Raw genomic sequence first — 26,154 nt, forward strand, 5'->3', positions numbered from 1 at the left:
GGGGTTTCCCCTCCGGCCCTCGCTGTGTCGATCGGCAACGCCCCGCATCTTCTGCTGCTAGCGTGCAACTGCATACTGGTTGCAATAACAAGTCCGAAGGATGTTGGACATGGCTGTTTACACGCTCCCGGAGCTTCCGTACGACTACGCGGCGCTCGAACCGGTCATCAACCCGCAGATCGTCGAACTGCACCACGACAAGCACCATGCGGCGTACGTGAAGGGCGCGAACGACACCCTTGAGCAGCTCGCGGAAGCCCGCGACAAGGAGTCGTGGGGCTCGATCAACGGCTTGGAGAAGAACCTCGCCTTCCACCTCTCCGGGCACATCCTGCACTCCATCTACTGGCACAACATGACCGGCGACGGCGGCGGCGAGCCCCTCGCCGCGGACGGTGTGGGCGAGTTGGCGGACGCGATCACGGAGTCGTTCGGCTCCTTCGCCGCGTTCAAGGCACAGCTCACCAAGGCGTCCGCGACCACCCAGGGTTCCGGCTGGGGCGTCCTCGCCTACGAGCCGCTGAGCGGACGGCTGATCGTCGAGCAGGTCTACGACCACCAGGGCAACGTCGGCCAGGGCTCGACGCCGATCCTGGTCTTCGACGCCTGGGAGCACGCCTTCTATCTCCAGTACAAGAACCAGAAGGTCGACTTCATCGACGCCATGTGGGCCGTCGTCAACTGGCAGGACGTGTCGCGGCGTTACGCCGCGGCCAAGGAGCGCGGCGACAGCCTGCTGCTCGCGCCCTGACGCCGTAGCGGTCAGCCCATGAGGCTGTAACGGTCAGTCCATGAGGCCGGCGGCGAGGGAGGCGCCCAGTTCCCGGCACGCCTCGACGTCGGCCTTGTCCGGCTCGCCCGTCACGGTCACGGCCTCGGCAGCGCGCCGCCAGCCCAGGCCCTTGACGACCGACTCGATGCCCCGGACCGCCCCGGTGACGTCGTTGCCCCCGTGCACGTAGTAGCCGAAGGGCCTGCCCTGCGTCGTGTCCAGACAGGGGTAGTAGATCTGGTCGAAGAAATGCTTCAGGGCGCCGGACATGTAGCCCAGGTTCGCCGGTGTGCCGAGCAGATATCCGTCGGCGGCCAGCACGTCGTCCGCCGTCGCGGCCAGCGCCGCCCGCCGGACGACGCGTACGCCCTCGATCTCCGGGTCGTTCGCACCGGCGAGGACGGCTTCGAACATCGCCTGGCAGTGGGGCGAGGGCGTGTGGTGCACGATCAGCAAGGTAGCCACCCTCCGAACCCTGCCGTGCGGACCCGGGCGGTCGCAAACGGAAGTGGTCGGGAACGGAAGTGGTCGGGCCGCCGCCGTCGCCGACCACGGCGGCGGCCGCGCCTTCACCCTGCCAGCAGGGCGCGGGCTTCGTCCCGCCGTGGCGGCCGGGCATTTCGTGGCAGTTCACGGACCACGAGGGCGGCACCGGATCAGCCCAGGGCCACCAGTGTCAGCGCGGCCAGTACGGTGATCGCGGCCACCGGGAGCATCACAGGCCGCGTCCGCTCCAGCCACGCGCCCACACGCCCGGTGCGGGCTCCGGGGCGCCGCCGGACGGGTGCGCACTCCGCCCGGCCGGGTCCCGCGACGGAGCCGGGTCCCAGAAGGATGCTGCACCAGCGGCAGTCGCTCCCGTCGTCGGGCCAGGACGCGCCCGGTGCCGGTGCGAAGAACGCCGAAGGCCCGTCCCCGTCCCATGTCGTCATGGCACGTTCAACGAGGGCTCCCGTGAGCGGCTACGCCCCTGCGGCCCATCGTGATGCGGTCGTCACCGGGCCCCGGGAACGGCCGGCCGCCGGTGTGCGGTCCTCCGTGCACGGCCGTCACACCGACCGCGTACCGTGGTGGCATCACGACCGGAGGTCACACACATGTCCGCGCTACCGCACGAGCCGAGCTCAGAGGCATCCTCGGACCCGTACGAGTTCGAGTTCGCCGAGGGACCGCAGACGCTCGCCGAGCTGCGCATCGCGCTCGCGGCGATCAGCCCCGAGCTGCTGACCGCCTTCAACGCCCGGCTCGACGCCGCGACCTTCGGCTGGGACCACGACGAGGTCATTGCCAAGGCCCGCAGGACCGTGGCGTTCAAGAAGCGGGCCGCCGAGGCGGCGGCCGAGGCAGCCGCCCAGGAGGAGGCGGCCGGGGCGCAGCAGGTCGACGACCCGTGGGCCCATCTCGACGTCCGGGACAGCACCCCGTGACCCGCTGACCGTCAGCCCTCGCCGCCGTCCGCCGCCGGGTCGTTGAACGCCCGCAGGATCCGCTCGGCGGCGAGCGTGGCCGTCAGCTCCCCGTCGCGCACCTGCTTCTCCAGCGCGGGCGCGAGGGCGCGCACGGCCGGATCGGCGTGCAGCCGGCCCAGCAGCTCCTCGCGGACCATGGTCCAGGTCCAGTCGACCTGCTGGTCCCGCCGCTTGGCGGCGAGCCGGCCGGTCGAGTCGAGCAGCGTACGGTGCTGTTCGAGGCGCTCCCAGACGGTGTCGAGACCGGCCGATTCGCGGGCGCTGCAGCTCAGGACGGGCGGTGTCCAGGCCGCGTCCTTGCCGTGCATCAGCCGCAGGGCGCCCGCCAGTTCCCGCGCGGCGGCCTTTGCGTCACGTTCGTGCGGGCCGTCCGCCTTGTTGACGGCGATGACGTCCGCCAGTTCCAGGACGCCCTTCTTGATGCCCTGGAGCTGGTCGCCGGTGCGGGCCAGGGTCAGCAGCAGGAAGGAGTCGACCATGTTCGCGACCGCGGTCTCCGACTGGCCGACGCCGACCGTCTCCACCAGCACCACGTCGTGGCCCGCAGCCTCCATGACGACGATCGACTCGCGCGTCGCCTTCGCCACCCCGCCGAGCGTTCCCGCGGTGGGGGAGGGGCGGATGAAGGCCGCCGGGTCGACGGCCAGGCGCTCCATCCGGGTCTTGTCGCCCAGGATCGAGCCGCCCGTACGGCTGGACGACGGGTCCACCGCGAGCACCGCCACCCGGTGACCAAGACCCGTCAGCATCGTGCCGAACGCGTCGATGAACGTCGACTTGCCGACCCCCGGCACCCCGCTGATGCCGATCCGCCGGGCCCGCCCGCTGTACGGCAGCAGCTCGGTCAGCAACTCCTGTGCCAGCGCACGGTGCCCGGGCCGGGTGGACTCGACGAGCGTGATGGCGCGCGCGATCAGCGCCCGCTTGCCGTCGAGTACACCCTTGACGTAGGTGTCGAGTTCGATCACAGGTCGTGCCCGAGGCCGGTCGAGAGCCGCTGGACGAGGTCGTACGCCGCGTCCGGGATCACCGTCCCGGGCGGGAACACGGCCGCCGCGCCCATCTCAAGGAGCGTCGGTACGTCCTGCGGCGGGATCACCCCGCCGACGACCACCATGATGTCCTCGCGGCCCTCCGCCGCCAGCTCCTCCCGCAGCGCCGGTACGAGCGTGAGGTGCCCGGCGGCCAGCGACGAGACGCCCACGATGTGCACGTCCGCCTCCACCGCCTGACGGGCCACCTCGCCCGGCGTCTGGAACAGCGGGCCCACGTCGACGTCGAAGCCGAGGTCCGCGAAGGCCGTCGCGATCACCTTCTGGCCGCGGTCGTGCCCGTCCTGGCCCATCTTGGCGACCAGGATGCGCGGGCGGCGGCCCTCGGCCTCCTCGAAGGAGTCGACGAGCGTACGGGTGCGGTCCACGGACGGGGACTCGCCTGCTTCGTTGCGGTACACACCGGCGATCGTACGGATCTGGCCCGCGTGCCGCCCGTACACCTTCTCCAGCGCGTCCGAGATCTCCCCGACGGTGGCCTTGGCACGGGCCGCGCGCACCGCCAGTTCGAGGAGGTTGCCCTCGCCGCCGGCCGCCCGGGTCAGCGCGTCGAGGGCGTCCTGGCACGCGCCCTCGTCGCGCTCGGCCCGCAGCCGCCGCAGCTTCTCGATCTGCTGGGCGCGCACGGAGGAGTTGTCGACCGTGAGCACGTCGATCTGCTCGTCGGTCTCGACGCGGTACTTGTTGACACCGATCACCGGCTGGCGCCCCGAGTCGATCCGGGCCTGCGTACGGGCCGCGGCCTCCTCGATGCGCAGCTTGGGGATGCCCGCGTCGATGGCCTTGGCCATCCCGCCCGCCGCCTCGACCTCCTCGATGTGCTGCCAGGCCCGCCGCGCGAGGTCGTACGTCAGCTTCTCGACGTACGCGCTGCCGCCCCACGGGTCGATGACCCGGGTCGTGCCCGACTCCTGCTGGATCAGCAGCTGGGTGTTGCGGGCGATACGCGCCGAGAAGTCGGTGGGCAGGGCGAGCGCCTCGTCGAGGGCGTTGGTGTGCAGCGACTGGGTGTGGCCCTGTGTCGCCGCCATCGCCTCCACACACGTACGCGTCACGTTGTTGAACACGTCCTGCGCGGTCAGCGACCAGCCCGAGGTCTGCGAATGGGTGCGCAGGGAGAGGGACTTGGCGTTCTGCGGATCGAACTGCCGCACCAGCTTCGCCCACAGCAGGCGAGCCGCCCGCAGCTTGGCGACCTCCATGAAGAAGTTCATGCCGATCGCCCAGAAGAAGGAGAGCCGAGGCGCGAACGCGTCCACGTCCAGGCCCACTTCACGGCCCGCCCGGATGTACTCGACACCGTCCGCGAGGGTGTACGCCAGCTCCAGGTCGGCCGTCGCCCCGGCTTCCTGGATGTGATAGCCGGAGATCGAGATGGAGTTGTAGCGGGGCATCCGCTGCGAGGTGTACGCGAAGATGTCGGAGATGATCCGCATCGACGGCTTCGGCGGATAGATGTAGGTGTTGCGGACCATGAACTCCTTGAGGATGTCGTTCTGGATGGTCCCGGCCAGCTTCTCCGGCGGTACGCCCTGCTCCTCCGCCGCCACGATGTACAGCGCGAGCACCGGCAGCACCGCGCCGTTCATCGTCATCGACACGGACATCCTGTCGAGCGGGATGCCGTCGAACAGCTGGCGCATGTCGAGGATGGAGTCGATGGCCACGCCCGCCATGCCGACGTCACCCGTCACCCGCGGATGGTCGCTGTCGTAGCCGCGGTGGGTCGGCAGGTCGAAGGCGACCGACAGACCCTTCTGGCCCGCGGCCAGATTGCGGCGGTAGAAGGCGTTGGACTCCTCGGCCGTGGAGAACCCCGCGTACTGACGGATCGTCCAGGGCTGGTTGACGTACATGGTCGGGTACGGGCCGCGCAGGTACGGCGCGACGCCCGGGTAGGTCTCCAGGAAGTCGAGGCCTTCCAGGTCGTGCCCGGTGTACAGCGGCTTGACCGCGATGCCCTCCGGGGTCTCCCAGAAGGCCTCGTCGTCGCCGGTCGCGTGCTTGACGGCCGTGCGCCAGTCGTCGGGGCCGCCCGCGGCGGTCGGGGTCCCCAGCTGGATCCCGGAGAAGTCGGGGATTCCCATCAGGACACTCCCATGCGGTCGAGGGTGGCGCAGAGCACGGCGACGGCGTCGCAGCCCGCGAAGACGTACGCGTCGACATCCGTGTACTGCCCGGGACGTCCGGCGAGGAACACGTGCCGCGCCCCCGCCGCCTTCAGCGCCTGTGCCGTGCTCGCGGCCTGCTCCTCGTACAGCGCGTCGCTGGAGCACAGACACGCCTCGGTGGTCCCGCTGTCCTCGAAGGCGCCCTCGGTGACGGGCTCGATGCCGCCGGCCTGGAAGAGGTTCGAGACGAACGAGGTCCGTGCGGTGTGCGCGGCGGCGGGGCCGAGGGAGGCCAGATAGACGCGCGGCCGGCTGCCCGTGGCGGCGAGATGCGCGTCGGAACGGGCCCGCAGGACCTCGAACGCCTCGTCGCGGCGCACCTTCGGGAGCCCGCCGGACGGCGGCTCGGGGACGGGCTCACGCCGCGGAACGCGCTCGCTGAGATTCGGGAACTCGCTGACCCCGGTGATGGGTTCGCGCCGCTTGGCGAGCTTCGCGCTGCGCGTCTCCCAGGTCTTCGCCAGGTCCTCGGCGAGACGGCCCGAGCGCAGCGCGGTCGCCTGACCGCCGAGGCCCTCGATCCGCTGGAAGAACTCCCAGCCCGCGTGGGCGAGTTCGTCGGTGAGCCGCTCCACGTACCAGGAGCCGCCCGCCGGGTCGATCACCCGGGCCAGATGCGACTCCTCGACCAGGATCGTCGAGGTGTTGCGGGCGATACGGCGGGCGAAGGCGTCCGGCAGCCCGAGGGCGTGGTCGAAGGGCAGCACGGTGACGGCGTCGGCGCCGCCCACCCCGGCGGCCAGCGTGGCGATGGTCGTGCGCAGCATGTTCACCCACGGATCGCGGCGCGACATCATCACCGGCGAGGTCACGGCGTGCTGCACCTGTGCCCCCGCCCGCGGTGCCCCGCACACCTCGGCGACCCGCGCCCACAGCCGGCGCGCGGCGCGCAGCTTGGCGATGGTGAGGAACTGGTCGGCGGTGGCCGCGTACCGGAACTCCAGCTGCCCGCAGGCCTGTTCGGCGGAGAGTCCCGCCCCGGTCAGCTCCCGCAGGTAGGCGACCCCGGTCGCCAGGGAGGCGCCCAGTTCCTGCGCGGCCGAGCCGCCCGCCTCGTGGTACGGCAGCGCGTCCACGGTCAGCGCCCGCAGCCCCGGGTACCCCTCGGCGCACTCCCGTGCGAGGGCGGCGGCCGGTGCGAAGTCCAACGCCTCGCCGCTGCGCGCCTCGTGGCCGAGTGGGTCCGCGCCGAGACTGCCGCGCACCGCGTCCTCGGCGACGCCCCGCTCTCCGTACAGCCGCAGCAGTTCCCGCGCGGCCGGTTCGGTGTCGCGTCCCGCGTCGAGGACGACGGGCGCCAGGTCGAGGAGTACGCCTTCGAGGGCCTGGGGGAGCGACGAGACGGGGAAACCGCCCTCGCCGACGACCAGCCAGAGCGAACTGACGCCGTTCTCCAGGTCCGCGAGGACCGCGGCGTTGTCGGCGGTCGTGTGGCGCTGGCGTACGCCCCAGCCGCCCACGGTGTTCCCGTCGGGCCTGCCCCCTCGTACGAAGGGCGCGAAGCCGGGGAAACCGGGGTCGGGGGCCTCGTCGTGCGCCGTGTACAGAGGCCGGGTGGCGAGCCCGTCCTCCAGCGCGGTGGACAGGGCTGCCTCCGCCGTCTCGTCCGAGACCTCCTTGCCCGACTTGTTCAGTACGCCCGCCACGAGGCGTCGCCACTGTTCATGTGTCGCGGAAGGAAACCCGGCGGCCAGCGAGAGCCCGTCGTTGGGCAGGACCGTCATGCTCGGATGCTAGGGCAGATTGCTTGAGTCACAGCAGAGGCGAGGGCTGTGACCTTGCCCTCCCGGCCTCGGTGACCTCCGCCTCACCGCTCCCGCGCACCCGGGCCGGGACCGTGCGGCACCGCTGTGGGAGGACCGGCGTGTCCGCCGAGGCCGCACGTCCCCGCGCCTTCGAAGCCACGCCCGGAACGACCGCCACTCGTGTGACGCGGGCCACAGGCGCACCGAGGAACCCCGCTCGCGGGCGGGCCGACTACTGAGGCGGTTCGGCGCGATCCCGGCGACGCCGTACGACGTGACCTGGAGACGCGGTTGATGGACGAGCCCCGGCGATCCCCCGCAAGCGGTGCGGCCCTGCTGCTGAGGAGGGTGGCGCCCCCGCCCGCCCTCTGCGGCTTCCTCCTGCTGCTCGCACTCGTCTTCACGGCGTCCTACGCCGCCGGAGTGTCGGCCGGACCCGTCGCACCCGGCATGCACGGCTCGGCCGGTACGCGCGGCACCGGCCCGGAATCCGGCACCGGCTCCGGAGGGGCCGACGACATGGGGGACAGCGGAGGCAGCGGGGACATGGGCGGTATGGGCGACACGCATGAGGGAGACCGCTGATGGGCGCGGAACAGGTGACGACGGCCGCTCTGGTCACCACCGATCTGACCGTCGGCGGGATGACCTGCGCGGCCTGCGTGAACCGGGTGGAGAAGAAGCTGGGCAGGCTGGAAGGGGTCACGGCGACCGTCAATCTGGCCACCGGCAGGGCCCGCGTGACCCATCCGGCGGGCATCGGCCCCGGTGAACTCGTCGCGACCGTGGAGAGGGCCGGATACACCGCCGCCCTGCCCGAACCGCCCAGGAGCGAGCGGCGGGAGACGACGGACGACGACGGTGCCGAGGACGCGAGGTCCGCGCGCGACCGCCTGATCGTCACGGCCCTCCTCGCCCTGCCCGTACTCGTCCTGTCGATGGTGCCCGCACTCCAGTTCCGCAACTGGCAGTGGCTGTGCTTCGCCCTCACCGCGCCCGTCGCCGTGTGGGGCTCCTGGCCCTTCCACACCCGCGCGGTACGCGGCCTGCGGCACTCCGCGGCGACCATGGACACCCTGGTGTCGCTGGGCGTGCTGGCCTCCTTCTCCTGGTCGGCGTACGCGCTCTTCCTCGGCGGAGCCGGTGCTCCCGGGATGCGGATGCCGTTCTCGCTCGTGCCCTCCGCCCCGGACGGCGTCGCGCACCTCTACCTCGAAGCGGCGGTCGGCGTACCGCTGTTCGTCCTGGCTGGCCGCTTCCTGGAGGCCAGGGGGCGGCGCGGGACCGGAGCGGCGCTGAGGTCGCTGGCCTCACTCGCCGCCAAGGAGGTGGCGGTCCGCGCGGACGGCACCGAACGGCTCGTCCCCATCGCGCAGTTGCGGGCCGGTCAGATCTTCGTGGTCCGGCCGGGGGAGCGGGTCGCCACCGACGGGAGGGTGACGGAGGGCAGTTCCGCGGTGGATCTGTCCCTGGTCACCGGTGAGACCGAGCCGATCGAGGTCGGGCCCGGTTCGGCCGTGGTCGGCGGGGCCGTCAACTCCGGCGGACTGCTCCTCGTACGGGCCACGGCGGTCGGCGCGGACACCCAGCTCGCCCGGATCACCCGGCTGGTCACCGAGGCGCAGACCGGCAAGGCGCGTGCTCAGCGGCTCGCCGACACGGTGGCCGGGGTGTTCGTGCCCGTCGTGCTGGCGCTGGCCGTGACCACCCTGGGGTTCTGGCTGGGCGCCGGCGCGGACGTGCAAGCGGCCGTCACCGCGTGCGTGGCCGTCCTGGTCGTGGCCTGTCCCTGTGCGCTGGGCCTCGCGACCCCGACCGCGCTGATGGCCGCGACCGGCCGGGGCGCCCAGCTCGGCGTCCTGGTCACCGGCCCGCAGGCCCTGGAGGGGCTGCGGCACGTCGACGTCGTCGTCCTGGACAAGACCGGCACCCTCACCTCCGGCCGTATGAGCGTCGCCGCGGTCACCGCCGTACCGGACGGACTCGGCAGGGACGCGGTGCTGCGGCTGGCGGGGGCCGTGGAGCAGGGTTCGGAACATCCGCTTGGCCGGGCCGTCGCCGCGTACGCGCGGCGGGAGCCGGCCACCGGCCGACAGCGGCCGGGAGGTGCGGGCGTTCCGGAGGTTCCTGGGGTGCCTGGGGTTTCTGGGGTGGCCGGGGTCCCTGAGGTGAGCGAGTTCCGTGCTCTGCCGGGCCGGGGAGTGCGCGGCCGGGTCGAGGGGAGGCTGGTCGAAGTGCTCGCCCCGGACGACGAGTTGCCCGCCGCGCTCGCGGACGCCCTGGCGGCGGCCGAGGCAGCCGCTCACACGCCCGTCATGGTGCGGGTCGACGGCACGGTCGAAGCCCTGATCGCGATCGGCGACGTCGTACGGCCCGGCAGCTACCGGGCCGTCGAGCGGCTGCGCCACCTCGGAGTGCGCCCCGTGCTCGCGACCGGCGACCGGGAGGCGCCCGCCAGGGCCGTCGCGTCCTCCCTGCGGATCGACGAGGTGCACGCCCGCCGCACCCCCGAGGACAAGGCCGGTCTCGTACGGGACCTCCAGGAGCAGGGGTACCGGGTCGCGGTCGTCGGCGACGGGGTGAACGACGCCGCGGCGCTCGCCGGTGCCGACCTCGGCATCGCCATGGGCAGCGGCACCGACGTGGCCATCGGGGCCGCCGACGTGACGCTCGTGCGCGGCGGCGTCGAAGCCCTCGCGGACGCGGTCCTGCTCGCCCGGCGCACGCTGGGCACCATCCGCGCCAACCTCGTGTGGGCCTTCGGCTACAACGCCGTCACCGTGCCGCTCGCCATGGTCGGCCTGCTCAACCCGATGCTCGCCGCCGCGGCCATGTCGGCCAGCTCGGTGCTGGTCGTCGCCAACAGCCTGCGCCTGCGCGCCTGGCAGCCCTCGCCCGCCGCCCGGAGGCGTACCCGATGACTGGTCAGGCACTCTGGCGGCCGACGCGCCGCCGGCTCACCGACACCCTGCTCGCCGCGCTCGCGCCCGTCGCCGCGTCCGTCCTCGCCCTCGGTGGTCTGAGCATGTGGGCCGTCCTCGGCAACGCGGGCAGCCCGGCCCGGATCGCGGTCACCGGCGGACGCTTGTTCCTGCCCACCGGTGACACCCCGGAGACGGCGGCCTTCTTCCGGATCACCAACACCGGAGGCTCGGCGGACCGGCTGCTCAAGGTGACGGCCGCCGGGACCGGTGGTGCCACCACCCTCAGCCGCCATCGCATGACCGGCGCCGCCTCGGCCTCCGCGCGGACGGTGACCTCGGTCCCGGTACCGGCCGGGGCCGACATCTCCATGTCCCCGGACAGCCTCGACGTGATCGTGCCGGTCGACCCGGACTGGCGGATCGGCGACCTTGTGACGTTCACCCTGCACTTCGAGCGCGGCGGAACCGTACGGACTGACGCGGTCGTGGACCGGCCGGGCCGGTGACGGCTGAACCCGACCCGTCGGACGTCGGCACATCGGAACCCGGCACGGCTGAACCTGTCACGGCTGAACCCGGCACGGCGGAAGCGCGGGACGAGGCGGCCACCGCCTGGGCGCTGGCCGCCCGGGGCGGCGACCCCTATGCCGTCGACCGGTTCGTACGCGCCCTGCGCCCCGACGTCGTCCGCTACCTCGCCCGCGTCGGCGCCGACCACCAGAGCGCCGACGATCTGGCGCAGGACACGTTCCTGCGGGCGCTGGGCAGCCTGCACCGCTTCGAGGGGCGTTCGTCGGCACGTACCTGGCTGCTGTCCATCGCCCGGCGCACGGTCGTCGACAGTCTGCGGTACGCCGCCGCACGGCCGCGGTTGGTCGACACGGACGACTGGACGACATGCGCCGACCTGGCACGGCCGAGCGGACTGCCCGGCTTCGAGGAAGGCGTGGCGCTGCTCGATCTGCTGGACGGGCTGGCGCCCGAGCGCCGCCAGGCGTTCGTCCTCACCCAACTGGCGGGGCTGGCCTACGAGGAGGCCGCCGAATATAGCGGCTGCGCGGTCGGGACGATCCGGTCACGGGTGGCACGGGCCCGCGCGACCCTCGTCGAACTCCTCGCCCGGACACCATGAGAAATCCCGCGCATTCCCGGGAACTCCCGTCCACCGGTGGCCGACTACTGAGGTGAAAGCGCACACCCGGAAAGCCGGCCCCGCGAGGTGGCCGGCGGGACGGTGAGCGGGACATGGAGAACCGTGTGACACCAGAGATAGAGAACACTTTCGCCGCGATCAGAGCGGAGTCCGGAAAAGACGCGATCGACCGGGTCGAGCGGATGCTGGCGGCGGGCAGAGGCGAAAGGCATCCACTGCAGAAGGCGGCCAAGTGGGTCATGCCGGGAATCTCTCCCACCCCGTGGCACGACCCCTATTCCTACAAGGAACTCGCCCCCTTGGTAGCTGAGTTGGAGGCCAACCATCGGGCGATCAAGGAGGAGACGGGTTCCGCATGGGCCGCCCGCCGCGAGATGTTCTCGGACTACGAGCACTATCTGACCCGTCAGCAAAACTGGCAGGCGCTCCATCTCTACCGCGAAGGCGGCCTCGTCGAGGAATCGGCCGTGGTCGCCCCCACCGCATACCGAGTGCTGAAGGAATCCGCCGTGGAAACGGGCATCCTGTGTCCTCTCCTGGAATGCCATTTCTCCACACTGTTGCCCGGCGCCGTCATCGCACCTCATTGCGACCTGTGGAATTTCAGCATCAACCTGCATCTCGCCGTGGATGTCCCCGACGGGTGCAGTCTCACCGTCGCGGGAGAAACACGCTCGTGGGAGGAGGGGAAATGCCTGCTCTTCGACTACTCCTTCGAGCACGAGGCGCGCAACGAAGGCACCGCACCGCGGACCTGTCTGCTCATGGACCTCTGGCATCCGGAGACCACCGTTGCGGAACGCCGGGCGCTGGAGGCCGTCGTGACCGAGGTGCGCCGGCTCGTGCGGGCCGAGTGATGCGCAATCCGTTCGGGCTTCCGCTGGCCGTGCTGGCGCTGGGACAGCTCGTCATCTCGCTCGACCACAACATCGTGTACGTCGCCCTGCCCGACATCGGCGCAGGACTGGGCTTCTCCGACCACGATCTTCAGTGGGTGGTGAGCGCCTACGTCGTGGCCACGGGAGGCTTCCTGCTGCTGGGCGGCCGGGCCGCGGACCTCCTCGGCCGACGCCGCGTGTTCGTCGTCGCGGCACTGCTCTACGCGGTCTCGTCCCTGGTGGGCGGCCTGTCGCAGACACCCGGCGTCCTGGTCGCCGTCCGGGCGGTCCAGGGCATCGGCGGTTCCCTGCTGTTCCCGGCGACGCTGTCCCTGATCGGCACCCTGTACGAGGAGGGGCGCGAGCGGAACCGCGCCCTCGCCGTCTGGGGCGCCGCGGGAGCCGGCGGGCTGTGCTTCGGATCGCTGCTCGGCGGGGTGCTGGTGGAGGCGTTCGGCTGGCCGTCGGTGTTCTTCGTCAACGTGCCCGTGGCGGGAGCGCTCGCGGTGGCCGGACGGCTGCTCTTCCCCGCCGACGGCCCGCGGGACCGCTCGCGGAACTTCGACGTGACGGGCGCGCTGACCGCGACGGGCGGGATCACTCTCCTCGTGTTCGTGCTGGTGCGGGCACCCGCCGAGGGCTGGGCGACCCCCACGGTCCTCGTGAGCGGCGTGCTCTCCCTCGCACTGCTGACGCTCTTCGCCGTGGTGGAGCGCCGGTCCCGTGATCCGCTCCTCCCGGCCAGGCTGCTCGGCCACCGGGCTCTGCTCGCCACGATGGTGATCGCCGCCCTGTTCGGTGCCACCTTCAGTGCGGTCCCGTACTTCCTCACCCTCTACTTCCGCACCGTCCAGGGATACGGCGCCGCCGCCACCGGGCTCGCGTTCCTCGTGCCCGCCCTGGTGGTCGCCGTCGGTACGCAGGCCGGTGCGCGGGCCGTGGCCGTCGTCGGCGTCCGCCGCATGCTGGTCGGCGGGATGGCCCTGGGCGCAGCCGGAGCCCTGGCCCTGGCTCTGGCGCTGACCTCGGACGGCTCGTATCCCGCGCTGCTGCCGGGGATCGTGCTGCTCGGTCTCGGCCAGGGAGCCGCCTGGACGGGGATGTGGATCGCCGCGTCCGCCGGAGTCGCCCCCGGCGACCAGGGCATCGCCTCCGCAATGGCGTCGACCGCCCTGCAGGTAGGCGGTGCCGTGGGCCTCGCCCTGCTGGTCGCGGTCGCCGACGGCATCGGGCGGAACACCTCCGGGCCCGCCCTCCTCGACGGCATCCGTACCGCCGTCCTCGTCATCGCGGCAGGCATCGGGTGCGGCGCGCTCGCGCTGTTCGCCCGCCACCGGACGACGCACCTCACCCTTCAAGGAAAGGCACACCCCATGCACATCCACGACCAGCCCGGCGACGCGATCGGCGTGGTCGTCGAGGGATTCGACCACACCGACGCCTCCGACGCCGATATCGACGCCCTCAAGAACGCCGTCTACACGAAGAAGATCGCCGTCCTGAAGGGACAGAACCTCTCTCCCCAGCAGTTCCTCGCACTCGGCAGGCGGCTGGGCCGCCCGGAGACCTACTACGAGCCCATGTACCACCACCCGGAGGTCACGGAGATATTCGTCTCCTCCAATGTCCCGGAGAACGGACAGCAGATAGGCGTACCGAGGACCGGAAAGTTCTGGCACGCCGACTACCAGTTCATGCCGGACCCCTTCGGAATCACCCTGATATACCCGCAGGTGATTCCGGCGAAGAACCGGGGCACGTACTTCATCGACATGGGCCGGGCGTACGACGGACTGCCGGAAGCGCTCAAGAAGGAGATCGACGGAACGTACTGCCGGCATTCCGTGCGCAAGTACTTCAAGATCCGGCCCCATGACGTCTACCGGCCGATCTCCGAGGTCATCGAGGAGGTCGAGCGGAAGACCCCGGCGGTCAGGCAGCCGACCACCTTCACCCATCCCATGACCGGCGAGACGGTTCTCTACCTCAGTGAGGGATTCACCGTCGGCGTCGAGGACGGGGCCGGGGAGCCGCTCGACGAGGAGTTGCTCAAGCGCCTGTTCGAGGCCACCGGTCAGCTCGACGAGACCTTCACCCACGACAACATCCACCTGCAGGGGTTCGAGCAGGGCGATCTGTTGGTCTGGGACAACCGCAGCCTCATCCACCGCGCCCGGCACACGGCCACACCCGAGCCGACCGTCTCCTTCCGCGTCACCGTGCACGACGAACGCAAACTCCACGACGGAATCGGGGCGGCATGACCACCCTCCTCGTCGCCGAGCACCCCACGGACGAGCACCTGTTGGCGCGGGTGCTCACGCCCTACAAGGACCACTGCAGATACCTGCGTTCGGCCGTCGTCGTGTCCGAGGGTGCCGGACAGGCGTCCGCCCGCTGCGAGTTCGCGATTCCGGCGTCGTGCTACATCGACGACACCGGCCACCTGAATTCCGTCGAGGTGAACATCTGCTACAACCAGATGATGTATTACCTCGTCGCCAAGTCCGTGAAAGAGGGACTGCTGACGGGGTTCGAGTCCTGGACGCTGGACGATTTCTGGAAGCACCAGCTCCCTGACATTCTCATCGCCCGGTTCGCCGCGAACTTCCGGCGTCCCGTCGATCCCCGCTCCTTCTCGGGAGAGATGGAATTCCGGTCCGTCACCCGGCGTGCCCTGGCCGACGGCTCCCCTTTCCTGCACGCGGAGACCGTCTACCGCTACTGGGACGCCGCATCGGGCCGCTGCGACGGCAAGGCGGTCCTGGCGTTCGTCAACGTCCCCTGACACGCGATTCGTCAATGTCCCCAGACACGAGATTCGTCGACGTCCCGTGACACGAGAGGAGAGCCGCATGACCACGGACAGACTCCACCACCCGCAGCTCCGGACACTCGTCCGGACGACGAGCTTCCACGCGGAGCACCGGCCCACCACCCCCGCCGTACTCTGCGAGGGCCGCACACTGACGTACGGGCAACTGCACGGCGAGAGCAATCGCATCGCCCATGCCCTCCGCGCCGCCGGACTCGGACCGGGCGACCGGGTCGCCTACCTCGGCAAGGAGTCGGAGCACTACTACGAGGTGCTGTTCGGGTGCGCCAAGAGCGGCACCGTCCTCGTCCCCGTCAACTGGCGGCTCGCCGCGCCCGAGGTCGGCCACATCCTCCACGACTCGGGCGCCCGACTGCTGTTCCTGGAGCCCGAGTTCGGACCGACCGTCGAGCGGATGCCGGGTACGCCTCCCGAGACGGTCGTCGCTCTGGACGACGGCTTCTCCTCGTGGAAGGCGTCCCATCCGGACACCGACCTGGACGCCCACGCCGATACCGGCCCGGACATCCGCCCGGCGGACCGGCCGGACACCGATCCGGCGCCGTACGTCACCCCCGACACCCCCGTCGCCCAGCTCTACACCAGCGGCACCACCGGACTGCCCAAGGGCGTCGTCCTCGCCCACCGCAGCTTCTTCGCGATCCGGGACGCCCTGGCGAGCGAGGGACTGGACTGGATCGACTGGCGCACCGGCGACATCGCACTGATCGGCATCCCCGGATTCCACGTCGGCGGCCTGTGGTGGGCCACCCAGAACTTCAACGCGGGAACGACCGTGGTCGCCATGCGCTCCTTCGACGCCCGCGAGGCCGTCGACCTCATCCGGGACCTCGGCATCACCACCGCCTGCGTCGTGCCCGCCATGCTCCGCATGATGCTCGGCGAACCCGACGTCGACGCACAGGACTTCACCACCCTGCGCAAGGTCGTCTACGGCGGCTCCCCGATCTCCGAGGCGCTGCTGGAGGAGAGCCTCACCGTCGTGAACTGCGAGTTCGTCCAGATCTACGGCCTCACCGAGACCGGCAACACCGCGGTGTGCCTGCCCCCTGCCGCCCACGTCCCCGGCAGTTCCCTCATGCAGGCGGCCGGACGGCCCTACCCGGGCGTGCGCGGCAAGGTGATCGACGGCGAAGGGCGTGAACTGCCCCCGGGCGCGGTAGGCGAGGTCTGCCTGGCCACGCCCGCGCACATGGTCGAGTACTGGGGACTGCCCGAGAAGACCGCGGAAGTCCTCGTCGACGGCTGGATCCACACCGGGGACGCCGGATACATCGACGAGGACGGATACGTCGTCATCCGGGACCGCATCAAGGACGCCATCCTCGTCGCCGGCGAGAACGTCTACCCCGCCGAGATCGAGAACGTCCTGGAAGGCCATCCGGGCGTCGCCGAGGCCGTCGTCGTCGGCGCCCCCGACGCCCGCTGGGGCGAGTACGTGCACGCCTTCGTCGTTCCCGCCCCCGAGCACCGGCCCACACCCCGGGACCTGCACACCTTCCTCGTCCCGCAGCTCGCGGGCTTCAAGCTGCCGGCCCGTTACGAGCTGATCGACAGCGTGCCGCGCAACCCCAGCGGCAAGATCCTGCGCCGGGAACTGCGCGACCGCTTCTGGAGCGCCTCCGCCCGCAAGGTCAACTGACCGCGGCCCAGCCCGAGCGCCGAGCGCCGAACGCCAAGGGCCGGGCGCCGAACAGAGAGACACCACATGCCTGCTCCCCTCACCCTGGACGGCTTCCGCGCGGACCTCGCGGAGTTCCTGTACCAGCGGCCCGACGAAGTCGACCTGGAAGACAGCCCCCTTCTCGCGGGCCTCGACTCCCTGCGCATCGTCACCCTCATCGAACGCTGGCGAGAGACCGGCGTGGAAGTGAACTTCGTCGAACTCGCCGAGTGCACCTCCTTCACCCAGTGGTGGCACCTGCTCTCCACACGTCAGCCCCGTCAGGCACGCCAGGAAGGAGCGGACCGTGCCGGCGCCTGACGACGGCACGCCGGACCGCCACCCACTGCTCGCCGCCCAGGAGGCCATCTGGACCGGCCAGCAACTGGACCAGGACAGCCCCGCGTACAACACGGCCGAGTACGTGCACATCGCCGGACCGGTGGACCCGGCCCTCTTCGACTCCGCGCTCCACCAGGTCGTCGCGGAGACCCCCGCCCTGAACGTCTCCTTCGTCGCCGATGCGGACGGCCGGCCCTGGCAGCGGGAAACGCCGGCCGGGGACTGGCGGCTGCACACCGCGGACCTCACCGCCGAGCCCGACCCGTACGCGGCGGCCCTGGCCTGGATCGACACGGACATGACCCACCCCGTCGACCTCGCACGCGGTCCGCTCTTCGGCCATGCCCTGCTGCGCGTCGCACCGGAGGAACACCTCTGGTACCACCGGGTGCACCACATCGCCCTCGACGGCTTCGGCCTGTCCCTGGTCGCCCGCCGGGTCGCCCAGGTCTACACCGCCCTGATGGCGGGCGAGCCGACCGGCGACAGCGGCTTCGGCACCCTGGCCTCCGTACGGGCCGAGGAGCGCGCCTACGAGGAGTCGCCCCGCCGCGCCGAGGACCGCGCCTACTGGACGGACCGGTTCGCGGACCGTCCGCCGGTGGCCACCCCGGCCGGCCGTACGGCCCTGCCCGCACGCAGCTTCCACCGCCGGGTGGCCGACCTCGGCACGGCCCGTACGCAGGCTCTGCGTACGGTCGCCCGCGAACTGGAGGTCACCTGGTCGGAGATCCTGCTGGCCGTGACGGCCGCACAGGTGCAGCGCGCGACCGGCGCACCGGAGATCGTCCTCAGCCTGCCCACGATGGGCCGACTCGGTTCCGTCGCCCTGCGCGTGCCCTGCATGGTCCGCAACATCCTGCCCCTGCGTGTCGCCGTCTCCTCGTCGGACAGCGTGCGCGACCTGGCCCTGCGGATCTCCGCCGAACTGCGCGCGGGCCTGCCGCACCAGCGCTACCGCTACGAACGGCTGCGGCGCGACCTCAAACTCGTGGGCGGACAGCGCCGGTTGTCCGGGCCGGGCGTCAACATCATGCCCTTCGCGTACGACCTGCGTTTCGCCGGACACCCCAGTACCGTCCACAACGTCTCCGCGGGCCCGGTCGACGATCTCTCCGTCAACGTGTACGACCGCGCCGAGGGCGGCGGACTGCGCATCGCGCTGGACGCCCACCCCGATCTCTACGACGAGGCGGACGTCGTCGCCCTCCAGGACGAACTGCTCCTGCTGCTCGACCGGGCGCTCGCCGCTCCCTACGGGCCGCTCGCGGGCGATGGTGCGCGCACGCGTGCCCGGCCGGACATCGCCGACATCCACGTCCTGGACGGAGGTCCGCTGCCCGGCCCCGCCCGCCCGGTCCTCGACCTGATCGCCGAACACGCCTGTCTGCGCGGTGAGTCCGTCGCCGTCGAGCACGCCGGGCGGGCGATCACCTACGCTCAACTGCTCGATACGGCAAAGGAGTCGGCCCGCCGACTGGCCGCCCGTGGCATCGGCCGGGGCGATCTGGTGGCCGTCGTCCTGCCACGCGGCATCGAGGCCGTCACCACCGTCCTCGGTGTCCTGCTGTCGGGGGCCGCCTACTGCTCGCTCGACCCGAACGCGACCCCGGCGCGCAGGGCGCAGCTGCTGGACGACGCACACCCCGCGCTCGTCCTGACCACCGAACCGGCCCTGGACGAGCCCCTGAAGCCCGGCGCCCGGCAGCCTCCGGGACCCGCGCCGGACGACCTCGCCTACGTCCTCCACACCTCGGGATCCACCGGGCGCCCCAAGGGCGTGGAGATCGGTCACCGCGCCCTCGCGCACTTCGTCGCCGGCGCCACCCACCGCTACGGCCTCCAACAGGACGACCGCGTCCTGCAGTTCGCCCCTCTGCACTTCGACACGAGCGTCGAGGAGGTCTTCCTCACCCTGTGCCGGGGCGCCACGCTCGTCGTCCGCGACGACGACATGACCGACTCGGTCCCCGGCTTCCTCGACGCCTGCGCCCGGCTGCGGATCAGCTTCCTCGACCTGCCCACCGCCTACTGGCACGAACTGGCTTACGCGCTCTCGACCGGCTCCGCCGACACCCCGGCCCTGCCCGCCGGGATACGTACCGTCGTGATCGGCGGGGAGGCCGCACTGCCCGAACGCGTCGACCGCTGGCGCAAGGCGGTCGGCACCTCGGTGCGGCTGCTGAACACCTACGGACCGACCGAGGCGACCGTGGTCGCCACCGTCGCCGACCTGCACGACGCATCCCTCGCCGCGGGAGACGTCCCCATCGGAGCGCCGCTCCCCGGCACCCGTGCCGCCGTGGTGGACGGTGAACTCCACCTCCTGGGCGATCAGCTCGCGCTCGGCTACCGGGGAGCCCGGCCGCCGGACGCGTCGCGCTTCGCCCCGCTCGACCGGCTCCCCGGAGCGCCCCGCGCCTACCGCACCGGCGACCTGGTACGGCTCGGCGACGACGGCCGGCTGCGGTATCTGGGGCGGGCGGACGCGGAGTTCAAGATCAGCGGTCACCGGGTGCACCCCGCCGAAGTGGAGAACGCGCTCCTCACCCACCCGGCGGTCCGTGACACCGCCGTGGTCGGTCAGGTACGGGAGGACGGGACACGGCGGCTGATCGCGTTCGTCGTCCCGGACGGCCCGCCCCCGGCGACGACCCTGCTCAGGGACCACCTCCGGGCGACACTTCCCGCCGCGATGATCCCTTCGGCCGTCGAGTTCGTGGACCGCGTGCCGCGTACCGGCGCGGGAAAGACCGACCGGGACGCGCTGCTCCGGAAGGCGTCCCGGCTCGGCGCGCAGGCTGTCGCGTCCGAAGGCGCGCAGGTCGCGTACGGCAGCACGTCGGCCGCGTACGACAGCCCGCAGGTCGCGTACGGCAGCCCGTTGGAGCGGACCGTCGCCGACGTGTGGCAGCGGGCGCTCGGCGTCGCGGAGATCTCCGCGCGGGACGACGTGTTCGACCTGGGCGCCCAGTCCCTCCAGGCCATCCAGGTCGCCAACCGCCTGGGTACCGCACTCCACCGGGAGGTGAAGGTCGCCTGGCTCTTCCAGCACCCGACGCCCGCCGGGCTGGCGGAATTCCTGGAAGGGCAGGCACCGCACGTACGGCAGGAAGGGGCGCAGCGCCCGTCCGTCGCCGCCGGCCTCCCGGCCGGACTGCTCGCGGACACCGTCCTGGACCCGGACATCCGGCCCCGGTCCGGCGGCGGAACCCGGGCGGGACACACCCCCGACCGAATCCTCCTCACCGGTGCCACGGGCTTCGTCGGCGTACACCTGCTGGCGGAACTCCTGACGGGCGCGAGCACGGACGTCGGTCGTCCCGAGGTGGTCTGTACCGTCCGGGCCGGGACCACCGCCGAGGCCACCGCCCGTATCCAGGAGGCCTTGAAGACCCATCGGATCCACCTTCCGGACCAGGCACTGCGGCGCATCACCGCGATCCCCGCCGACCTTTCCCGCCCCCGACTGGGCCTCGACGCAGCGCACTTCGCCGAGCTGGGCCGTACCTGCCGGGCGATCGTCCACAACGCGGCGACCGTCAGCATCCTGCGCGAGTACGCCACCCTGCGCGCCGCCAACACCGGGTCGACCAGGGACCTCCTGCGCATGGCGGCGGCCCGCTCGACCCCCCTCCACCATGTGTCGACCCTCTCGGTCGCCCCGCCGCTGGCGCTCAGCGGTGAGGTACCGGAGGCCTTCCTTGCGCCCCACGCCGGACTGCGGTCCGGCTACCAGCAGTCGAAGTGGGCGGCCGAACGCCTGCTGGAACAGGCCGCCCAGAGGGGCCTGCCCGTCACCGTGCACCGGCTCGGCCGGGTCGTCGGCCCGCACACCACCGGTTGGGTGAACGAGCGGGACTTCCTGTGGAGCGTGCTGCGCGCGGGAGTGCCCGCGGGCATCGTCCCCGGCCTGTTCGAGGAGGAGACCTGGACACCGGTCGACCACGTGGCCAAGGCCGTCGTCCACCTCAGCCTCGTACAACGCCCTTCGAACGCCACCGTCTTCAACCACGCGGCCAACGCGCCGGTGCGCCTGAGCGATCTCTACGACTGGCTGGAGGAGTACGGCTATCCGCTGCGCCGCATGACGACGGCCCGGTGGCTGACCGAACTGGCGCGGTCCTCGGACACACCGGGCGGCTCGGCTTCGGCGGCGGCCACGCTCGCCTTCTTCGACTCCCGGGACGCGGAGCCCGCCGGACTCGACCTCCGGCTGGGCCGCGTCCGCTCGGACAACGTGAGGAACGGTCTGCGCGGCAGCGGCATCACGTGCCCGCCCGTCGGCCAGGACCTCGTCTTCCGCTACCTCGATCACTGCGTCGCCGGCGGAATGCTGCCGCCACCGGCGAAGTAGTCACGGCCTCCGGGAACTCGGGAGTCCTCTCCTCCGACTACTGCAACAGCACCGCACGCAGGCGATGCACCTGCGTACCGCGCACGTACTGCCCACGTATCGCCCACGTATCGCCCACGTATCGCTCATGGAGCAAGGAGCCACGTATGTCGAAGAAACGGCCGGTCGCCGTCGCCCTGGCCGGCGCCCTGTGTCTGGTCACGACGGCCTGTGCCGACGCGACCGACGCGACCGGCACGACAGGTGCCGCGGGTGAGGCATCAGCCGCCGCGGCGAAGTCGGGCTACCCGGTGACCCTTGACAACTGCGGGGCGCCCCAGAAGTTCACCGAGGCACCCGGCAGGGTGGTCGTCATGAACGGCGCCTCGGTGGCGGAGGTCTCCACCCTGCTCGCCCTCGGCCTCGGCGACAGCATCGTCGCCAACCAGCAGAGCTATGGGATGTCCGAGGTCGAGGGCCGGGCCAAGGCCATCAAGGGCCTTCCCGACGGAGGCGTCAAGCTCAACGACGCCTACGACGTCCCACGCGAGGCGATGATCGGCCTGCGCCCCGACCTGGTGCTGTCCACGACGTCCTACGGCTTCGACGAGAAGAACGGCTTCGCCACCCGCGAGCAGCTCAAGGACGTGGGCGCCCACACCTATGTCTCGCCGCAGGGCTGCGACCAGGACACCTCGAAGATGACGATCGCGGACAGCTACACCCTCCTGCGGGACATGGGCAGGGTCTTCGACCGGAGCGGCAGGGCCGAGCGGTTGATCGCCGCGTCCGAGAAGAACATCGCCGGCGTCGCGGCCGAGGTGAAGGGCGAGAAGCGGCCCAAGGTCATGGTCCTCTTCTCCAACATGGCCATGGGCGGGAACGACTTCAGCTCGGTCGTCGCCAAGGGCATCTACAACGACATCCTCGCCAAGGCGGGCGGCAGCAACGCCTTCGAGTCGGCCTCCAGGACCTCCTTCGCCGACCTGAGCAAGGAGAAGGTGGCCGCCACCGACGTCGACGCGCTCGTCGTCATCGGCTACAACGACCCGAACCCGGCGGCCTACGCCAGGAAACTGCTGAAGGAGTTCCCCCAGTGGCCGGCCGCGAAGAAGAACACGTACGTGGCCCTGTCGGACTCGATGTACCTCGGCCCGAGCAACGACCTGGCCGTCGCGAAGATCGCCCGGATGCTGCACCCCGACAGGTTCTGAAGCTCCTTCCCGGCCGGGTGCGCCTGTCACTCGCGACCCTCGCGCTGCTGGTCGTCCTCGTCGCCGTCATGGTGGTGGCGGTGAGCATCGGCGCGGTGAACCTCCCCCTGGCCGACGTATGGTCGGTCCTCCTGCACCATGTCACCGGCCGCGGAGCCACCGGCGACCCGGCGCTGGACCAGATCGTCTGGACGTTCCGAGCACCCCGCGTCGCTCTGGCGGCCCTGGTCGGCGCGGGCCTCGCCGTCGCCGGCGCGGTCCTGCAGACCCTGGTCTCCAACCCGCTCGCCGACCCCGTCGTCCTGGGCTTCTCCTACGGGGCCTCCCTGGGCGCCGTCCTGGCCATCACCCTCGGCGGCGCGGCGCTCGGCGGGCTGGGCGGACTGGGGGTGTCCGGCGCGGCGTTCACCGGCGCGCTGGCGGCCGGGGCCCTGGTCTTCGCCCTCGGGCAGCGACGGGGCCGGCTGGCCCCCACCCGGCTCGTCCTGGCCGGGGTCGCGGTCGGTTACGTCCTGTTGTCGATGACCAGCTTCGTCCAGCTGATGGCGACACCCACCGAACTGCGGACCGTGATGTTCTGGATGCTCGGCAGTGTGGCGGGCGCCCAGTGGGACCAACTGCCCACCGTCGCGGTGGTGGTCGTCGCGAGCACCGTCCTGCTCACCCTGTTCGGACGGCGGCTCAACGCCCTGCTGGCCGGTGACGAGTCCGCCACCGCGCTCGGTGTGGACGTCAACCGGCTGCGCGCCGTCCTGCTGGTGATCAGCGCACTGCTCACGGGCACCGTCATCGCGGTCGCGGGCGGCGTAGGTTTCGTAGGGCTGATGATCCCGCACCTCATCCGGCTCACGACGGGGGCCGACCACCGCAGACTGCTGCCCCTGACCGCGCTGCTCGGCGCGGTCTACCTCGTGGCCGTCGACCTGCTCTCCCGCACCCTCACCCGCCCCAACGAACTGCCGCTCGGCATCCTCACCGCCCTGCTCGGCGCCCCGTTCTTCCTGTGGCTGCTGCGCCGCAGCAAAGGTCTGGACAGCGCATGAAACTGACCGTGGACCGACTCCAGATCACTTTCGACCGCAGGCCCATCCTCCGCGAGGTGAGCCTGGAGGCCGCCCCGGGGGACATCGTCGGGCTCGTGGGCCCCAACGGCAGTGGCAAGTCGACCCTGTTGCGCACGGTCTACCGCTCACTGCGGCCGGCCGGGGGAGTGGTGAAGGTGGGCGGCGACGACGTATGGGCGCTGTCGTCCCGTACGGCAGCCCGCCGTACGGCGGCCGTGCTGCAGGACGCCGCCACGACGACCGGCCTGAACGTGACCGAGATCGTCGCCCTGGGCCGGACGCCCCACCACGGTCTGATGGACAGGGACGGCACCGAGGACCACCGGGCGGTCGCCGAAGCGGTCGACCGCTGCGGGGTCGGGCCCTTCGCGGACCGGGACTACGCCACCCTGTCCGGCGGCGAACGCCAGCGTGTCCTGCTGGCCCGCGCACTCGCCCAGAAGCCGCGCCTGCTGGTCCTGGACGAACTCACCAACCACCTGGACATTCGCGCCCGGTTCGAGCTCCTGGACCTCATCCGCAGCACGGGCATCACCACCCTGGCGGTCCTGCACGACCTCGACCTGGCCGCACGGCTCTGCGACCGTCTCGTCGTGCTCCACGAGGGCGCGGTCGTGGCGGCGGGTCCGGTCCTTGAGGTCCTGACACCGGAACTGCTGCGCGAGGTCTTCGGCGTACAGGGGGACACGGAGAGACACGCGGACGGCGTCGTGCGCGTCACGTACGCGGCCAGGCCACTCGCCCCGCGGCCGGTGGAGGTGGGGGGTCCGCGGGGCGAGGGTTCCTGAACGTGCCGGTTTGAACGTGCCGGTCAGCAGTTGTAGTTGACCAGCTTGAACGAGGCGTAGTGATCGGCCGTGTAGTAGTCCTCCCGGACTTCCTCACCGGTGACGATGCGACGGGCACCGCGCGTGGAGGAGCCGGGCGTGATCACCGTGTACTCGTGGTAGTAGCCGGTCGACTGGCTGGGCAGGATGCCTTCCCGGTTCTGGAAGACGCTCCCGTCCTGCGAGTAGGGGTAGGGACCGCCCTGCTCGATCAGGTCCAGCGTGTCGTGTGCCTGGGACGGCAGACTGCCGTAGCAGATGCTGCCGACCGCCGAGACGGACGTGCCCGCGGCGCCGGCGGACGTGGCGCCGCCGACGACAAGGGCGGACAGGACGGCGGCTGCGGCGCCGATGCGAGTGATCCGTGGGGGGAATCTCATGCCCATATGATGACGCGCGTAGATGCTGACATGTCAATGACAACCGCGAAGATTTTCACCGTCTCGTCCGATGAGTTCTCGGGAAGTTAACCTGTCGCGCCGACCGTCGGCCGCTGCCAGCGGTTTCTGCGGGCCTCGACGGAAAGCAGCGGGCTGCCGATGCCGGAACCCACGGCCCGGCGGCTGCGGGCGGTGGCCACCTCAATGCGTGAACGCCCCGTATGGGAAGCGAGAGTTCCGCTGGAACCGGTACGGAACTGTGGGAGCGGTCGGCGGGTCAGTCCGGCTGGACGCCCCGGACGCTCTGAGCGATGGCGGCGGCATGGAGTTGTTCCAGCGCGTCCAGGACGATGGTGTGCCGGTGCCAGAGCAGCCAGTGGCCCACTTGTGTGCCGACGGCCTCCAGCGCGGCCAGTTGCGCACGGGTGAAGTCGGTCAGGGGCTGTTCGTGGTGGCTTGAGATGATGCCCATGACCCGGTCGTTGCGGCCGATCAGCGGCACGCTGTGGGCGGCCCTGCTGCCCGTCTGCAGGATCACGTGCCGCGACTCGTCGTCGAAGACGTCCGCGACCGCCACGTCCTTCACCGTGATCTGCTGACGCTGTGCGGCGGACTGCGCGCAGGACGTCGTGGAACCCCTGACGAAGGCGAAGAACTCGGTGAACTCCTGGTTCAGCCCGGTGTGTTTCTCCATGCGCAGCATGCCTTGCTCCGACAGCTGTACGTTGCCCATGGTGGTCTCGGTGATGTGCAGTACACGTCGCATCGCGTTCCGCAGTACGACCCCGTGGTTGGTACGGCTCGCCTCGTCCACCGCCAGGTTCGGAAGCGGCGGCGGGCTGTAGCGGGCGCGTCTGGGGAACCACAGCTCCGCGCCCGTGTCCGGTGCGGCGGTGTGCAGCACGGCGTCGGCCAGCGTGTGCAGCTTGATGTTGAACTGCTGCGAGGTCTGCCGCAGCAGTTCGAACGCCTCCTGCTGCGAGGCGAGACGGTAACGGCCGGTCAGCACCCGCTGCGCATGGGCGACACCGATGTGTGCCAGCCGCCGGTTGCGCTGCCCCGCCGTCTCACCCGGTTCCGGCACGACCGTCTCCGGCACGACCGTTTCCGGTACGGCGGCGGAACCAGGGGTGTTCCCGGGAAGTGGGTGAGGGGGTTTCTGTCTCACGGAGCGGTCTTCCTTACAGCAGCTTGGGCACGACGGAGAGCCCACATGAACCGCACGTTTCGGCAGTGAGGTTCATGAAGGACGTGTGCCTATTGCCCAAGCACCGGCGCAACTTTACCCGGAGATGTCACCTCTTCCCGACGCAACTGGAGCCGAAGGA

22 protein-coding genes and 1 pseudogene are annotated in these 26,154 nt (G+C 71.2%); 16 read left to right on the forward strand and 7 right to left on the reverse strand.

Going from position 1 to position 26,154, the window contains the following annotated elements; genetic code table 11:
* The first annotated feature begins 109 nt into the window (after positions 1–109).
* On the forward strand, positions 110–751 hold the full coding sequence (locus ACFWGJ_RS16905) for a superoxide dismutase (protein ID WP_210886042.1): 642 nt from the start codon (positions 110–112) through the stop codon (positions 749–751).
* A gap of 33 nt (positions 752–784) precedes the next feature.
* On the opposite strand, the gene ACFWGJ_RS16910 is transcribed toward ACFWGJ_RS16905, so the two are convergent.
* Entirely contained in the window at positions 785–1,237 is a 453-nt protein-coding gene (locus ACFWGJ_RS16910; RefSeq protein ID WP_387324793.1) for a flavodoxin family protein, read from the reverse strand.
* 191 nt (positions 1,238–1,428) lie between these two features.
* Positions 1,429–1,704 (reverse strand): hypothetical protein, encoded by a 276-nt coding sequence (locus ACFWGJ_RS16915; RefSeq protein WP_387324795.1) that lies wholly within the window; start codon positions 1,702–1,704, stop codon positions 1,429–1,431.
* A 165-nt stretch (positions 1,705–1,869) separates the two neighbouring features.
* Between ACFWGJ_RS16915 and ACFWGJ_RS16920 the strand changes: the two genes are divergently transcribed.
* Positions 1,870–2,199: a hypothetical protein gene (locus ACFWGJ_RS16920; protein ID WP_189768486.1), complete on the forward strand. Its 330-nt coding sequence runs from the start codon at positions 1,870–1,872 to the stop codon at positions 2,197–2,199.
* Positions 2,200–2,210: 11 nt separating this feature from the next.
* Here ACFWGJ_RS16920 and meaB read toward each other — a convergent pair whose 3' ends face one another.
* From meaB to ACFWGJ_RS16935, 3 genes are read right to left on the reverse strand one after another with little or no spacing between them, the layout of a single operon-like run.
* On the reverse strand, positions 2,211–3,209 hold the full coding sequence (meaB, locus tag ACFWGJ_RS16925) for a methylmalonyl Co-A mutase-associated GTPase MeaB (RefSeq protein WP_387324797.1): 999 nt from the start codon (positions 3,207–3,209) through the stop codon (positions 2,211–2,213).
* A complete protein-coding gene (gene scpA, locus ACFWGJ_RS16930) occupies positions 3,206–5,380 on the reverse strand; it encodes a methylmalonyl-CoA mutase (protein ID WP_387324800.1) in 2,175 nt (724 codons plus the stop codon). The genes meaB and scpA overlap by 4 nt, the downstream gene beginning before the upstream one ends.
* Positions 5,380–7,188 (reverse strand): methylmalonyl-CoA mutase family protein, encoded by a 1,809-nt coding sequence (locus tag ACFWGJ_RS16935; protein ID WP_387324802.1) that lies wholly within the window; start codon positions 7,186–7,188, stop codon positions 5,380–5,382. Before ACFWGJ_RS16935 ends, scpA begins: the two co-directional genes overlap by 1 nt.
* Positions 7,189–7,503: 315 nt before the next feature.
* Here ACFWGJ_RS16935 and ACFWGJ_RS16940 point away from each other — a divergent pair, with 315 nt between their 5' ends.
* From ACFWGJ_RS16940 to ACFWGJ_RS17005, 14 genes and pseudogenes are all read left to right on the forward strand, one after another.
* Positions 7,504–7,794 carry a hypothetical protein gene (locus tag ACFWGJ_RS16940; RefSeq protein WP_387324804.1) on the forward strand — a complete coding sequence of 97 codons (291 nt, stop codon included), beginning with the start codon at positions 7,504–7,506 and terminating at the stop codon, positions 7,792–7,794.
* On the forward strand, positions 7,794–10,130 hold the full coding sequence (locus ACFWGJ_RS16945; protein WP_387324807.1) for a heavy metal translocating P-type ATPase: 2,337 nt from the start codon (positions 7,794–7,796) through the stop codon (positions 10,128–10,130). The genes ACFWGJ_RS16940 and ACFWGJ_RS16945 overlap by 1 nt, the downstream gene beginning before the upstream one ends.
* A complete protein-coding gene (locus tag ACFWGJ_RS16950; RefSeq protein ID WP_387324810.1) occupies positions 10,127–10,639 on the forward strand; it encodes a copper chaperone PCu(A)C in 513 nt (170 codons plus the stop codon). Before ACFWGJ_RS16945 ends, ACFWGJ_RS16950 begins: the two co-directional genes overlap by 4 nt.
* A complete protein-coding gene (locus ACFWGJ_RS16955) occupies positions 10,636–11,265 on the forward strand; it encodes a sigma-70 family RNA polymerase sigma factor (protein WP_387324812.1) in 630 nt (209 codons plus the stop codon). Before ACFWGJ_RS16950 ends, ACFWGJ_RS16955 begins: the two co-directional genes overlap by 4 nt.
* Positions 11,266–11,390: 125 nt before the next feature.
* Positions 11,391–12,143 carry an aspartyl/asparaginyl beta-hydroxylase domain-containing protein gene (locus tag ACFWGJ_RS16960; RefSeq protein ID WP_387324854.1) on the forward strand — a complete coding sequence of 251 codons (753 nt, stop codon included), beginning with the start codon at positions 11,391–11,393 and terminating at the stop codon, positions 12,141–12,143.
* A pseudogene (locus tag ACFWGJ_RS16965) lies at positions 12,143–13,504 on the forward strand (MFS transporter); the annotation flags it as partial. The gene ACFWGJ_RS16960 and the pseudogene ACFWGJ_RS16965, both read left to right, overlap by 1 nt.
* Positions 13,505–13,537: 33 nt before the next feature.
* Complete coding sequence (locus ACFWGJ_RS16970; RefSeq protein WP_387324857.1) at positions 13,538–14,428, forward strand: TauD/TfdA dioxygenase family protein; 891 nt, start codon at positions 13,538–13,540, stop codon at positions 14,426–14,428.
* On the forward strand, positions 14,425–14,952 hold the full coding sequence (locus ACFWGJ_RS16975) for an FcoT family thioesterase (RefSeq protein WP_387324815.1): 528 nt from the start codon (positions 14,425–14,427) through the stop codon (positions 14,950–14,952). Before ACFWGJ_RS16970 ends, ACFWGJ_RS16975 begins: the two co-directional genes overlap by 4 nt.
* A 67-nt stretch (positions 14,953–15,019) precedes the next feature.
* A complete protein-coding gene (locus tag ACFWGJ_RS16980) occupies positions 15,020–16,642 on the forward strand; it encodes a fatty acid--CoA ligase (protein WP_387324817.1) in 1,623 nt (540 codons plus the stop codon).
* 66 nt (positions 16,643–16,708) lie between these two features.
* Positions 16,709–16,984, forward strand: coding sequence for a phosphopantetheine-binding protein (locus tag ACFWGJ_RS16985; protein ID WP_387324820.1), 276 nt, complete (start codon positions 16,709–16,711; stop codon positions 16,982–16,984).
* Positions 16,971–21,362, forward strand: coding sequence for an amino acid adenylation domain-containing protein (locus ACFWGJ_RS16990; protein WP_387324823.1), 4,392 nt, complete (start codon positions 16,971–16,973; stop codon positions 21,360–21,362). The genes ACFWGJ_RS16985 and ACFWGJ_RS16990 overlap by 14 nt, the downstream gene beginning before the upstream one ends.
* Before the next feature lie 146 nt (positions 21,363–21,508).
* Entirely contained in the window at positions 21,509–22,555 is a 1,047-nt protein-coding gene (locus ACFWGJ_RS16995) for an ABC transporter substrate-binding protein (protein WP_387324826.1), read from the forward strand.
* Between the two features lie 68 nt (positions 22,556–22,623).
* The gene (locus ACFWGJ_RS17000) at positions 22,624–23,598 is read left to right on the forward strand and encodes a FecCD family ABC transporter permease (RefSeq protein ID WP_387324860.1); all 975 of its coding nucleotides are present in this window, start codon (positions 22,624–22,626) and stop codon (positions 23,596–23,598) included.
* A complete protein-coding gene (locus ACFWGJ_RS17005; protein WP_387324828.1) occupies positions 23,595–24,407 on the forward strand; it encodes an ABC transporter ATP-binding protein in 813 nt (270 codons plus the stop codon). Before ACFWGJ_RS17000 ends, ACFWGJ_RS17005 begins: the two co-directional genes overlap by 4 nt.
* A 23-nt stretch (positions 24,408–24,430) precedes the next feature.
* On the opposite strand, the gene ACFWGJ_RS17010 is transcribed toward ACFWGJ_RS17005, so the two are convergent.
* On the reverse strand, positions 24,431–24,826 hold the full coding sequence (locus tag ACFWGJ_RS17010; RefSeq protein ID WP_387324831.1) for a ribonuclease domain-containing protein: 396 nt from the start codon (positions 24,824–24,826) through the stop codon (positions 24,431–24,433).
* A 277-nt stretch (positions 24,827–25,103) separates the two neighbouring features.
* A complete protein-coding gene (locus ACFWGJ_RS17015; protein WP_387324833.1) occupies positions 25,104–25,994 on the reverse strand; it encodes a GAF and ANTAR domain-containing protein in 891 nt (296 codons plus the stop codon).
* Positions 25,995–26,154: the final 160 nt, after the last annotated feature.

This window comes from Streptomyces sp. NPDC060205, from assembly GCF_042728395.1.
GTDB lineage: Bacteria > Actinomycetota > Actinomycetes > Streptomycetales > Streptomycetaceae > Streptomyces.

Bases quoted from the DNA above. Each gene is read 5' to 3' on its own strand.
- ACFWGJ_RS16905 (WP_210886042.1), top strand. From the start codon at position 110: ATGGCTGTTTACACGCTCCCGGAGCTTCCGTACGACTACGCGGCGCTC.
- ACFWGJ_RS16915 (WP_387324795.1), bottom strand. From the start codon at position 1,704: ATGACGACATGGGACGGGGACGGGCCTTCGGCGTTCTTCGCACCGGCA.
- ACFWGJ_RS16920 (WP_189768486.1), top strand. From the start codon at position 1,870: ATGTCCGCGCTACCGCACGAGCCGAGCTCAGAGGCATCCTCGGACCCG.
- scpA (WP_387324800.1), bottom strand. From the start codon at position 5,380: ATGGGAATCCCCGACTTCTCCGGGATCCAGCTGGGGACCCCGACCGCC.
- ACFWGJ_RS16935 (WP_387324802.1), bottom strand. From the start codon at position 7,188: ATGACGGTCCTGCCCAACGACGGGCTCTCGCTGGCCGCCGGGTTTCCT.
- ACFWGJ_RS16940 (WP_387324804.1), top strand. From the start codon at position 7,504: ATGGACGAGCCCCGGCGATCCCCCGCAAGCGGTGCGGCCCTGCTGCTG.
- ACFWGJ_RS16945 (WP_387324807.1), top strand. From the start codon at position 7,794: ATGGGCGCGGAACAGGTGACGACGGCCGCTCTGGTCACCACCGATCTG.
- ACFWGJ_RS16950 (WP_387324810.1), top strand. From the start codon at position 10,127: ATGACTGGTCAGGCACTCTGGCGGCCGACGCGCCGCCGGCTCACCGAC.
- ACFWGJ_RS16970 (WP_387324857.1), top strand. From the start codon at position 13,538: ATGCACATCCACGACCAGCCCGGCGACGCGATCGGCGTGGTCGTCGAG.
- ACFWGJ_RS16975 (WP_387324815.1), top strand. From the start codon at position 14,425: ATGACCACCCTCCTCGTCGCCGAGCACCCCACGGACGAGCACCTGTTG.
- ACFWGJ_RS16980 (WP_387324817.1), top strand. From the start codon at position 15,020: ATGACCACGGACAGACTCCACCACCCGCAGCTCCGGACACTCGTCCGG.
- ACFWGJ_RS16985 (WP_387324820.1), top strand. From the start codon at position 16,709: ATGCCTGCTCCCCTCACCCTGGACGGCTTCCGCGCGGACCTCGCGGAG.
- ACFWGJ_RS16995 (WP_387324826.1), top strand. From the start codon at position 21,509: ATGTCGAAGAAACGGCCGGTCGCCGTCGCCCTGGCCGGCGCCCTGTGT.
- ACFWGJ_RS17000 (WP_387324860.1), top strand. From the start codon at position 22,624: ATGGTGGTGGCGGTGAGCATCGGCGCGGTGAACCTCCCCCTGGCCGAC.
- ACFWGJ_RS17005 (WP_387324828.1), top strand. From the start codon at position 23,595: ATGAAACTGACCGTGGACCGACTCCAGATCACTTTCGACCGCAGGCCC.
- ACFWGJ_RS17010 (WP_387324831.1), bottom strand. From the start codon at position 24,826: ATGAGATTCCCCCCACGGATCACTCGCATCGGCGCCGCAGCCGCCGTC.